Raw genomic sequence first — 11,463 nt, forward strand, 5'->3', positions numbered from 1 at the left:
AGCGCGATGGCGACGCTCGGCCTCGACCATTACAACATCCGCGCGCCAAGTCCGCTGCTCGAACAACTTCGCGATTTCTATTGCGCAGCGCTCGGCCTGCGTAGCGGACCGCGCCCGCGCCTTCGCACGCTTGGTTACTGGCTGTATGCGGGCGAGCAGGCGGTACTGCATCTGAGCGGCACGCGACCCGGCGAAATACGCGCGGTCGGTGTAACGCCGACCTTCGATCATGTCGCGTTCCGCTGCAACGACGATGCGGCGATGCGCGCCGCGCTCGATGCCGCTGGCGCCGCGTACACAGTAGAAGATGCACCCGAGCGCGCACAGAGGCAGATTTTTCTGCGCGATCCCGCCGGCAACGGCATCGAACTCAACTTCGCTATCGACTAGGCCGACGCATGGAACGCATCTCATCCGGACAGACGTTCTTCATGAAACGCGTTTTCCCCATCATCTGGTTCGGCTTCGTCGGGATTGGCGTGATCGTGAGTGGCATCGCGATTTTCTCGGGCAAGGGCACACACGGCCATCCGCCGCCGGCTCCGTTCATGCTGATTCCAGTGCTCATGCTGATTCTTGGCTTCGCTCTGTTCCGCAACCTTCTGTGGGATCTCGCCGATTCCGTGGACGATTGCCGCGACTATCTGCTCGTGCGCCGCGGCAGCGTCGAGGAGCGCGTCGCGCTGAGCAACGTGCTCAATGTCAGCATGACCCAGTTCAGCAATCCGCCGCGGCTGACGCTGCGCTTGCGCAAGCCCGGGCAACTCGGCGACGAGATCGTGTTCATTCCGAAATCGCCTTGTTTCAGGCTGAATCCGTTCAAGCGCAACGAGATCGCCGAGCGTTTGATCTTGCGCGTGGACCAGGCGCGCAACTCCGGAGAGGCACGACGATGATCATGGTTTACGGGCTCGACAAGTGCAGCACCTGTCTGAAGGCGCGCAAGTGGCTGGGCAAGAACAAGATCGAATATCGTTTCGTCGACTATCGTGAGCATCGCGTCGATGCGCCGACACTCAAGCAGTGGGCCAAAACTGTCGGCGGCTGGGAGAACCTGGTCAACCGCAGCGGCATGACCTGGCGCAATCTGCCGACGACGCGCAAGGCACCTGCATCCGACCCCGAGTGGCTGCTGCTGATCAAGGAATATCCGGCGCTCGTGCGCCGTCCCGTTGTCGTGCGCGGCGACGAAGTCAGTCTCGGATTTACCGACAAGTTGTTCGCTACACTGTTCGGCACCCAATAGCCCCCGCTCGTCATTCCGGCGAAAGCCGGAATCCAGTGTCTTTCGTTCTTTTGCGTCTCACACAAAAGCAAAGTCGCTGGATGACCAGCTGCGCTGTTGAAAAGCACCTCCGGCTTTCGCCGGAATGACGAGATAGGGTCTTCGCAGGTTCTTTGCATCGCGGACATTTCATGAGCGAAATCCTAGACCTCACCATCGAACTGGTCCGTCGCGCCTCGGTCACGCCGGACGACCAAGGCTGCCAAGCAATCCTCGCCGAGCGCCTGCAGCGCAGCAGCTTCGCGATCGAGCATTTGCGTTACGGCGCGGTCGATAATCTGTGGGCGACGCACGGCAGCGGTGCGCCCGTGCTGGTGTTTCTCGGCCATACCGACGTGGTGCCGAGCGGGCCGGTCGAGCAGTGGTCGAGTCCGCCGTTCGAGCCGACGGTCAGAAATGGTCGTCTATACGGCCGCGGCGCGGCCGACATGAAATCCGGCGTCGCGGCGATGACCCTGGCGCTCGAAGTCTTCGTCGCCGCGCATCCGCAGCACAAGGGTACCGTCGCGCTGCTGGTCACCAGCGACGAGGAAGGCCCGACGAATCACGACGGCGTAAAGCGCGTCGTCGAGGAATTCCGTCGCCGCGGCCAGCGCATCGACTGGTGCGTGACCGGCGAGCCGTCGTCGCGCGACCGTCTCGGCGATATCGTGCGCATCGGCCGGCGCGGATCGCTGTCAGGGCATCTGCGCGTGCGCGGCGTGCAGGGCCACGTCGCCTATCCGGACAAGGTGCGCAACCCGATCCACCTCGTGGCACCGGCCCTGGCCGAACTCGCTGCCACGCGTTGGGACGAGGGTAACGAGGCATTCCCGCCGACCTCGTTCCAGATTTCGAATATCAACGCCGGCACCGGCGCGCTCAATGTGGTGCCGGGAATGCTTGAAGCGGCGTTCAATTTCCGCTTCTGCACCGCCAGCACCGTGCAAAGCCTGCGCGAGCGGACCGAAGCGGTCCTGCGCCGGTATGGGCTTGATTTCGAGGTCGACTGGGACCTGTCCGGCGAAGCCTTCGTCACCCAGGACGGTGCGCTGCGGCGCGCCGTCGATGCGGCGGTGCATGAAGTCTGCGGCATCGAGCCGCAAGCCGACACGGGCGGTGGCACATCCGACGCGCGTTTTATCGCGCCGCTAGGCGCCGAAGTCGTCGAAGTTGGCCCGACCAATGCGTCGATTCACAAGATCGATGAGAACGTGGCGCTCGACGAACTCGAAAAATTGCCGCAGCTGCATCTGCGCATTGCCGAGCTTCTGCTCGGCTGAATTCGACCCCGCTTCAACCGAAGTGAAGCTCTTGTAGGTTGGGGTGAGCTTGCGAACCCCAACGCGTATGCCCGCGGCATATTCGCTCGGGAGATTTGCCAGTCGACTGGGCGTTGTCGGACGAACCCGAAGAACGGGGCGAATAACGTTGGGGTTCGCGGGCTCACCCCAACCTACGAATTACGAACTGGGAGAAAGTCGCAAAGTATATTTTGTTTCACCGGGCATGAACGGCGTCGCCTTGCCCTGCGCCCAATCCTCGTGACCGGCGCCATAGAACGGCGACAGCGGGTTGCCGCTTTGCCCGCCTGGCATGTGCATGTAGCCAGACTCCTCATGTCCAGGTTCGACGCCAAAGCGCTCGGACGCACCGAACGCCGCGCCCTGCACACGCGGCATATTGCTATCGCCGGGCAGCTGGTCGGCGGGCATGTCGAGCAGCCAGCCCATGCCCGGAAGCGCCGCGCTCAGCGGGTGGCGGATGCGCGTCGTGTTCGTTTCGCCCCAGGTGCGCGCGCCAAGTCCGCCGGGCAGCGCGCCGAGCTTTGTCGCGACGCGCTGCGCACAACGGAGCAGCAGGTCGTCCCAACTCGCGTAACCGGGTGGCAACAGATGTGCGGGACGCCGGATCAGGATCGCACCGACGATATTTTCGCCCTGCGCCAGGAACGGCAGCTTGAAGTCCGGATACTTCACGCGCACCGCGGCGGCGAAACCGTCGAGCACAGTGTCGATGACTTCCAGGCGAAATGCGCGTGTCAATCGGTAGCCGACCGATGCCGGATCGGCGTGACCGTTCCAGTCGGCTGTATATTTTTTCATCTCGGCAAGTTCCGGCGCGCTGGCGCCTGCCAGCGTGTCGCGCAGCAGGTCGTGCCAGTGCGAGAGCAGCAACGCGCGATCGTCGAGCTGGATCGCGAGGAAATCGCTTGGCGCGAACTCGGTTTTCGCCTTCAGATCGTCGCGGATCTGCCCGGCGCGTGCGCCGAGGTCGAAGCCGCTGTCGCCGAGGCGCGCATAGTCGGTGCTGGCGAAATCCAACGTGCGTGCGTTCGCGGTCCACAGGCGGGCAGAGGCCGGGTTCGGCAGGCGCGGATATTCCGCCGGTTCGAGCCAACCGTTCCAGCCCCGCCGTGATCCATCACTTGCGGGCTGGCTCCAGTCGGACGGCAATTGCGGATCGTAATCGCCTTGGCGCCGCGGAATGCGGCCAGCGATGGTCCAGCCGATATTGCCGGCGCGGTCGCCGACGACGAAATTCTGCGGTGGCATGCCGGCGTGGTTCGCCGTTTCGATCGCTTCATCGACGGTTTCGGCGACGTCCAGATGCAGCAATTCGATATTCAGGCCGCCCGGTTGCAGCGCGGTCCATGCGAGCGCGAGTGGCGTGCCGTCAGCGTCGGCAGCGAGTATCGGTCCCCAGCGAGTTTCGCGCAAATCGAGCTTTTCGTCCGCGCCATTGTGTACTTTGATGATTTCTGTACTTTGCACGAGAGGCTCCCAGCCGTCCGCGTCGCGGTAGCGCGCCTTGTCGGCCGGATCGAGATTGACACGCACCCAGTCGAGCCAGTCGCCGTAGCTGTTGGTGAACGCCCACGCGACATGCCGGTTGCTGCCGGCGACCAGGGCCGGCACGCCGGGCAAGGTGACGCCGATCAGATCGATGTCGTCGCCGGGCCGGCGCGAACTCGGATACTGCAGGCGCGCGCGAAACCAGATGTTCGGCACGCGCAGACCCAGGTGCATATCGTTGGCGACCATCGCCGCGTGAGTCGCCGTCAATGAGCCGCCGACCGCGAAACTGTTGCTGCCGACGAAATCGGGCGCGGACGTCGCGGCGTCGGCCAGCTTGAGCAGTTTGGGGTCGAGCTTGGACAGATCGATATCGCTCGCCGGCGGCAGCGCCGGCGCAGGCATCGGCGGGCCGAGCAGAGGCGCGTCCCAGGGACCGCCGCCCGCGCTGAGGAACCGATACACCGAGTCCGGCAGCGCGCTTTTGAGTTTCGCGTTCGCCAGTTCGCGCGCATTGGTCGAATCGTTCAGATCGAAGAACATCGCATCGAGCACGAGGATGCTGTCGTCTTCGCTCCACGGCCGCGGTGAGCTGCCAAGCAGCCAGTATTCCCACGGCCGCGAGTGCAGCGCGGCGAGGCCGGCATTGACGCCGTCGCGATACGCGGCGATATCCGCATGCTGCTCGGGTGCGAGCGTGGCCAGAATCTGTTGCGCGCGTGCGCGCATGCGGAACGCGCGACGTTGGCGGTCGAGCGGCAGTGCCGCTGCGCCGACCAGTTCGGACAATTCGCCCGCGGCGGCGCGGCGCATCAGGTCCATCGCAAAGTAGCGTTCCTGCGCGTGCACGAAGCCGAGCGCGTAGGAAACGTCGATACGGCTCGCCCCGTGAATGCTGACCACGCCGAGCGCATCGCGCTCGATCGTCGTCGAGGCGTGCAGGGACGTCGCGGCGATGTCTCCGCTGAGCTGAGGCAGGCTTGCACGTACCAGCAAGTAGACGCCGGCCACGACCGCAACCAGCAGCACGAGCAAGGTCAGCAGGAGGCGTTTGAGAATTCGCAAGGTCTTACGCATGGGCACTCTAATTTTGGTTTATGGCTGCGGTCTTGCTCTCAAGCGCTCGTCTCGATCCGCTCCACACGCTGGAAGCCGCGCGGCAGGGTGCCGCCGCGCTGCGCACGGTTGCCGTTGTATTCGACGAGGTCGGCCCACTTCAGAATCAGCTTGCGCTGGCCGGCGAACAGGGTGATTTCGCCCGCGCCCTCGGCGACCACGGCAATGCCCGCGACACGTTCGCCGTCGGTCAGTTTGGCCTTCGGAATCTCGATCAGCTTGTTGCCCTTGCCGCCGTTGTCGAGTTCGGGCAACTCGGCGACAGAGAACATCAGTAGGTGACCCGAATTGGTCGCGACGACGATACGGTCGCGCGCGGTATCGTTGACGTAGGCCGGTGCAAGCACATGCGCGTCGTCGTCGATATTGAGGAGTTGCTTGCCGGCTTTCTTGTTGCCGAGCAGGGCTTCGAATTTGGTCACGAAGCCGTAACCGAAATCCGAGGCGAGTACGAGCCTGGTCGTCGCGTCGGCCATCGCGACCGCATCGAAACGCGCGCCTCCGGCAGGCGTGAAGCGGCCGGTCAGCGGCTCGCCGTTGCCTCGCGCGGAAGGAAGAGTATGTGCAGGAGTCGAGTAACTTCTTCCGCTCGAATCGATAAACGCCACCTGCTGCGTGGTTTTGCCTATTGCCGCATTGTGGAAGCTGTCGCCCTCGCGATAGCTCAGGGCCAGCGTGTCGATATCGTGGCCTTTCGCCGCACGCACCCAGCCTTTTTCCGAAAGAATCACGGTGATCGGCTCGCTCACCACGAGCGCGGCCTCGTCCAGCGCCTGCGCGACTTCGCGTTCGACGATCGGCGAACGCCGCTTGTCGCCGTATTTTTCCGCATCCGCGCGCAGCTCGTCCTTGATCAGGGTCTTGAGCTTGGCCGGCGACTTGAGTGTCACCGTGAGTCGTGCGCGTTCTTCCTCGAGCACATCGCGTTCGGCGTTGAGCTTCATTTCCTCCAGACGCGCAAGCTGGCGCAGGCGGGTTTCGAGGATGTAGTCGGCCTGTTCCTCGCTCAGTTTGAAGCGCTTGATCAGAACCGGCTTGGGCTCGTCCTCGCTGCGCACGATGCGGATCACTTCATCGAGATTGAGGAAGACGATGCGCAGGCCTTCGAGCAGATGCAGGCGGCGCTCGACCTTGTCGAGGCGGTGCTGCAGGCGTTTGGTGACTGTGCTCTGACGGAAGCGCAGCCACTCGTTGAGGATCTGCTTGAGATTCTTGACCTGCGGCTTGCCGTCGAGGCCGATCATGTTGAGGTTGACGCGATAGCTGCGTTCAAGATCGGTCGTGGCGAACAGATGCTGCATCATCTCGTCGAGATCGACGCGGTTGCTGCGCGGAATCAGCACCAGGCGCACGGCGTTTGCGTGATCGGATTCGTCGCGCACGTCCTCGATCATCGGCAGCTTCTTCGCACGCATCTGGTTGGCGATCTGCTCGATGATCCTGGCACCCGAGACCTGATAAGGCAGCGCGGTGATCACCACATTGCCGTCGTCCTTGACGTAGATACCGCGCGCACGCACCGAACCGTTACCGGTCGCATACATCGCCTTCAAATCGCTTTTGGGCGTGATGATTTCGGCGCTGGTCGGATAGTCCGGCCCCTTCACGTGCCGACACAGCTCGGCGATGCTCACCTCGGGCTCGTCGAGCAGATGGATGCACGCGCTCACAATTTCGCGCAGATTGTGCGGCGGAATATCGGTCGCCATGCCAACCGCGATGCCGGTCGAGCCGTTGAGCAGCACATGCGGCACACGCGCTGGCAGCCACGAAGGCTCCTTGAGCGTGCCGTCGAAATTCGGCGTCCACTCGACCGTGCCCTGGCCGAGTTCCTGGAGCAGCAGTTCGGCGATCGGCGTGAGTCGGGATTCGGTATAGCGCATCGCCGCGAACGATTTCGGATCGTCCGACGAACCGAAGTTGCCCTGGCCGTCGACCAGCGGATAACGATACGAGAACGGCTGTGCCATCAGCACCATCGCCTCATAACAGGCGCTGTCGCCATGCGGGTGGAATTTGCCGATGACATCGCCGATCGTGCGCGCGGATTTCTTCGGTTTGGAGCCGGAGTCCAAGCCGAGTTCGCTCATCGAGTAGACGATGCGGCGCTGTACCGGTTTCAGCCCGTCGCCGATAAAGGGCAGGGCGCGATCCAGCACCACGTACATCGAATAGTCGAGATAGGCGCGCTCGGCGTAGTCCTTGAGCGGAATTTGTTCGTAATTGGCTTGCAGATTCATGGATATGGCTGGCCGGAAAGGGCATGCGGATGCAATCGCTTATTGTGCCGGAAAACGCCGGTCGGCGAATCTTCGGCTCGTGTGCTGCCTGGCGTACGCAGACCGGCATGAGCATATAGCCAAGCGGCATTGCGCCGGCGAGCGGAATGCGTAGCATGGGCGGGTCGAAATCTGGCGGGGGACTTGCCGTGGCTACCGATTCCGCAACTGCGCCGAAGCCGGCGCCCGTTTCATCCTGGCGCGAACTGTTCGGCAAGGAAGACTGGTGGGCGATCTGGATCGGCCTCGGCCTGGTGATCGCCGCGGTGATCGCGTTCGCCAATGGCGGCAGCATCAAGTGGCTGGCGGTCACGCCGCAGAAATGGTCGAGGTGGAGCGAAATCACCGCCCAGTTCGCGACCAACGCACCGCGTTATTTTTCCCTTTTTATACTCTGGCTGGTGCTGTTCGGTGTCGCCGCAAAAGCGCTCGGCATTCGCATCGCGCATTTCGTGCCGGCGTTTGCCGTGCTGTTCGTCGTGACCACGCTGATCTACGCGCTCGGCCTTTGGGATCGCGCGGCCTATTACAGTCTCGAACCGCCGCTGGTCGCGCTGCTGTTCGGCCTGATCGTGTCGAACCTGTTCACCCTGCCGACGTGGCTGCACAGCGCTCTGCGCGTCGAGTTCTACGTGAAAACCGGCATCGTCCTGCTCGGCGCGGGCGTACCTCTGGCCTTGATCGTCTGGGCCGGACCGGTGGCGATCGTGCAAGCGGCGATCATTTCGCTGACCACGTTCGGAACGATTTACTTTGTCGCGAAAAGGCTCGGCCTGGATCAGCGCCTCGCCGCAGTGCTCGGCACTGGCGGCGCAGTCTGCGGTGTCTCCGCCGCGATCGCGGTCGGCGGCGCGGTCGGAGCGAAGAAGGAACATGTCTCACTGACGATCACGGTCGTGTTTCTGTGGGCGATCGTGATGATCTTCGTCCTGCCGCTGCTTGCCAAGGCGCTGAGCTTGCCCACCGGCGTCGCGGGCGCATGGATCGGCACATCCGAATTCGCCGATGCCGCTGGTTTCGCGGCAGCGCAGACCTACGCCGGTTTCGCCGGCCAACCCGGCATCTCGGGCACGGGCGAGGCCGCCGTGCAGGCATTCACCCTGATGAAGGTGATCGGCCGTGACTTGTGGATTGGCGTGTGGGCGCTGGTGCTGTCGATCGTCGCAGTGACGCGCTGGGAATCCAACGGCATCACCTCGCGCACCGACAGCGGAGAAATCTGGCGGCGCTTTCCGAAATTCGTGATCGGATTTTTCATCGCCTCGGCGATCGTCACCTTGGTCGCGCACGGTTTCGATTATGCGACTTACAAGAAGACCCTGGTTCCGGACGTGGTCGCGCCGCTGCAGGGCCTGCGTACCTGGGCATTCACCTTCTGCTTCCTGAGCATCAGCCTGACCACGCGTCTGCGCGATCTTGCCGCCGCTGGCGCGAAACCGTTCTACGCGTTCAGCGCGGGCGTTGCGGTCAATCTGCTGCTCGGCTATCTGCTGTCGACCCAGGTATTCGCGAGTTTCTGGCAGCAACTGGGGCAGCCGACGCCATGAATGCGCTGGAGGTGCGCGCGCAAATTCGCGCACGCGACCTGCGTGCTGCGCCGGCGTGTGCGACCTGTACGTTCTTCAGCGTCGACCCGCTGCAGATCGAAGCGCAGCTGCCCGGTTTGAATGCGCTGAGTTCAGGGTTTGCCTCGGTGCGCGGCGGCGACGGTCTGTGCGCCAGACATCAACGCCTGCTGCGCGCGACGAGCTTTTGCGCGAATTACTCCGCGCTGCCACAATTTCAGCGCGACGCCTGATAGCCGCCCGGCACGCCGCGCGGCGACAGCACGATCTGCCAGAGCTGATCGCGCCGCGCGCGGAAACTCGCCGCGCTCGCAGCAAGATAAAAATGCCACATGCGGCGGAAGCGCTCGCCATATTTGGCCTGCAGGCCCGGCCATGCGGCATCGAAGTTGTCGCGCCAGGCGAGCAGGGTCTTGTCGTAGTCGGTGCCGAAACCGTGCCAGTCCTCGATCACGAACAGGCCTTCGACGGCCGTCGCGATCTGCGCGGCCGACGGAATCATCGAGTTGGGAAAAATATACTTGGCGATCCACGGATCGGTGTGATTGGTCGATTCGTTGCCGCCGATCGTGTGCAGCAGGCTCAGGCCGTCGTCGACGAGGCAGCGGCGCACGGTCTCGAAATAGGTGCGGTAGTTCTTCACGCCGACATGTTCGAACATGCCGATCGACCAGATGCGGTCGAAGCGTTCGCCGCCGATTTCACGCGGAATGTTGCGATAGTCCTGCACGCGGATTTCGATCGGCAAACCCGCGCACAGCCCGCGCGCGAATTGCGCCTGTTCCAGCGATACGGTGATGCCGACGCCGCTGACGCCGTATTTTTCCGCGGCGTAGCCGAGCGCCTCGCCCCAGCCGCAGCCGATATCGAGCACATGCATGCCTGGCGCCAGGCCGAGCTTGCGGCAGACGAGGTCGAGCTTGGCCTCCTGCGCCGCGTCGAGCGCTGGCGCATTTTTCCAATATCCACAGCTATACACAAGGCGCTGGCCGAGCATCGCCTCGAACAGGTCGTTGCCCAGATCGTAGTGATGCTCGCCGACCTCGTAGGCGCGGCGGCCGCGTTGCAGGTTGAGCAGCTTGGAACGCAAAAACAGCGCCGCGTCGTCGATACCGCCGACGCGCTCGTCGATATGCGCGTGCAGCACGCGGTAAAGGAATCCGTCCAGATCGCGCGCATCCCACCAGCCATCCATATAGGCTTCGCCCAGTCCGACCGAGCCGTGCGAGATCGCACGTGCGTACAGATGCTCGTCGTGCACCTGCATATCGGTCGGCGCATCGCCGTCGATGCTTACTCCGGCAAGGTTCAACAGGGATTCGATGCGGTTGCGGGCGGTCAGGCGAGGCATGGGATGTCGAGTGTGAGTATTGGGCAAGTATAAGCGGCCAACGCACTCTCAAGTCCAGTCGCGGTCCGCCGGCTTTCGACGGGTTGGGTGCTTCGTCTTTATACCGGATTGGACGACCGCTCAGGCACCTGCATCGGGATCGATCTCGTCGAACTCGGTTGCCAGGCGGGCAAAGAACAGATGGACTTTCTCCTTGCGCAGGTCGGCGATCAGCGCATCGGCCTGCTCGTTGGTCAGGATGAATTCGACCAGCACGGGCACGTCGCCGGCGAGTTCAAAAAAATGCTGCTCATGCAACTGGCCATGCCGGCCGAACCCGGCGATCGCGCGGAACGCCGAGCCGCCGTGGATGCCGAGTTTCTTCGCCTTCTCGAGCAGCCATTCGTACAGCAGTGCGCCGCCGTGGCGGCGGTTCTCGTATGTGTAAAAGCGTAAATGTATACCTTGCATGGCGGCTTCCTTGTTGAAGTACGAACTTCGCGATCAGGGATGAGGACGGGGATTCATTTGAACAGCAGACGCATGACACCGATGCCGGCCAGCGTCATCAGCAGCGATCCGAACAAATGCGTGGTGACGATCGCGAGCGACCAGCCGTATTGCTGGCGCAAAAGCAGGGTGACGGTTTCTGCGGAGAAGGTTGAAAATGTCGTCAGCCCGCCGCAGAAACCGGTGATCACGAACAGACGCAGTTCCGGCGGCAGGCTCTGGAACTGATCGAAGACGCCGATTGCGCTGCCGATGATGAAACCGCCGACCAGATTCACGGTCAGCGTGCCGAGCGGCAGGGTGGGCAGCAACGGATTGAGCGCAAGTCCGAGCGCCCAGCGCAGCGCGCTGCCGATGGCGCCGCCGAGCAGAACGGAAAACAACGATAACCAAGTCATGGTGCATCCGGGTTGTGTGAACAAACCCGAAGCCCAAACGATCGGTGCGTTGAAAAGCGCACGCCACCTGACGCCCGGCTACGGGGACATGTCAGGCATCATCAGCCTTGCGGCGGTTGGCCCCCCAGCGGAGCGGGAGGCATGCCATCTCCCTGCGAGGGGAGCATGTTACCGCAGGTGCCACCGCGCCGGTCAAGCTCGGCGCC

The 11,463-nt window shown here is 63.2% G+C and carries 11 protein-coding genes and 1 riboswitch; of the genes, 6 read left to right on the forward strand and 5 right to left on the reverse strand.

Annotated elements, in window-relative coordinates; genetic code table 11:
* The first annotated feature begins 6 nt into the window (after positions 1–6).
* The 4 genes from VIE67_RS07280 (at position 7) to dapE (ending at position 2,547) form a co-directional block, all read left to right on the forward strand.
* A complete protein-coding gene (locus tag VIE67_RS07280) occupies positions 7–390 on the forward strand; it encodes a VOC family protein (RefSeq protein ID WP_332024747.1) in 384 nt (127 codons plus the stop codon).
* 8 nt (positions 391–398) lie between these two features.
* A complete protein-coding gene (locus VIE67_RS07285) occupies positions 399–896 on the forward strand; it encodes a hypothetical protein (RefSeq protein WP_332024748.1) in 498 nt (165 codons plus the stop codon).
* Positions 893–1,246, forward strand: coding sequence for a Spx/MgsR family RNA polymerase-binding regulatory protein (locus VIE67_RS07290; protein WP_332024750.1), 354 nt, complete (start codon positions 893–895; stop codon positions 1,244–1,246). Before VIE67_RS07285 ends, VIE67_RS07290 begins: the two co-directional genes overlap by 4 nt.
* Before the next feature lie 170 nt (positions 1,247–1,416).
* Complete coding sequence (gene dapE, locus VIE67_RS07295; RefSeq protein ID WP_332024752.1) at positions 1,417–2,547, forward strand: succinyl-diaminopimelate desuccinylase; 1,131 nt, start codon at positions 1,417–1,419, stop codon at positions 2,545–2,547.
* Between the two features lie 180 nt (positions 2,548–2,727).
* Here dapE and VIE67_RS07300 read toward each other — a convergent pair whose 3' ends face one another.
* Together VIE67_RS07300 and parC are read right to left on the reverse strand one after the other, a co-directional pair.
* Positions 2,728–5,136, reverse strand: coding sequence for a penicillin acylase family protein (locus VIE67_RS07300; RefSeq protein ID WP_332024754.1), 2,409 nt, complete (start codon positions 5,134–5,136; stop codon positions 2,728–2,730).
* Between the two features lie 38 nt (positions 5,137–5,174).
* Positions 5,175–7,415, reverse strand: a complete 2,241-nt coding sequence (gene parC / locus VIE67_RS07305; RefSeq protein ID WP_332024756.1) for a DNA topoisomerase IV subunit A — start codon at positions 7,413–7,415, stop codon at positions 5,175–5,177.
* A 188-nt stretch (positions 7,416–7,603) separates the two neighbouring features.
* Here parC and VIE67_RS07310 point away from each other — a divergent pair, with 188 nt between their 5' ends.
* Both VIE67_RS07310 and VIE67_RS07315 read left to right on the forward strand, forming a co-directional pair.
* Positions 7,604–9,001: a YeiH family protein gene (locus VIE67_RS07310; protein ID WP_332024758.1), complete on the forward strand. Its 1,398-nt coding sequence runs from the start codon at positions 7,604–7,606 to the stop codon at positions 8,999–9,001.
* Entirely contained in the window at positions 8,998–9,252 is a 255-nt protein-coding gene (locus VIE67_RS07315) for a hypothetical protein (RefSeq protein WP_332024760.1), read from the forward strand. Before VIE67_RS07310 ends, VIE67_RS07315 begins: the two co-directional genes overlap by 4 nt.
* Here VIE67_RS07315 and cfa read toward each other — a convergent pair.
* The 3 genes from cfa to crcB form a co-directional block, all read right to left on the reverse strand.
* The gene (gene cfa, locus VIE67_RS07320; protein WP_332024762.1) at positions 9,237–10,370 is read right to left on the reverse strand and encodes a cyclopropane fatty acyl phospholipid synthase; all 1,134 of its coding nucleotides are present in this window, start codon (positions 10,368–10,370) and stop codon (positions 9,237–9,239) included. The genes VIE67_RS07315 and cfa overlap by 16 nt on opposite strands.
* Before the next feature lie 120 nt (positions 10,371–10,490).
* A complete protein-coding gene (locus tag VIE67_RS07325) occupies positions 10,491–10,820 on the reverse strand; it encodes a putative PII-like signaling protein (protein ID WP_332024764.1) in 330 nt (109 codons plus the stop codon).
* 53 nt (positions 10,821–10,873) lie between these two features.
* Positions 10,874–11,257: a fluoride efflux transporter CrcB gene (crcB, locus tag VIE67_RS07330; RefSeq protein WP_332024766.1), complete on the reverse strand. Its 384-nt coding sequence runs from the start codon at positions 11,255–11,257 to the stop codon at positions 10,874–10,876.
* Between the two features lie 85 nt (positions 11,258–11,342).
* Positions 11,343–11,418, reverse strand: a riboswitch (Fluoride riboswitch).
* Between the last annotated feature and the right edge of the window lie 45 nt (positions 11,419–11,463).

This window comes from Rudaea sp. (assembly GCF_036560865.1).
Classification (GTDB): Bacteria; Pseudomonadota; Gammaproteobacteria; order Xanthomonadales; family Rhodanobacteraceae; genus Rudaea.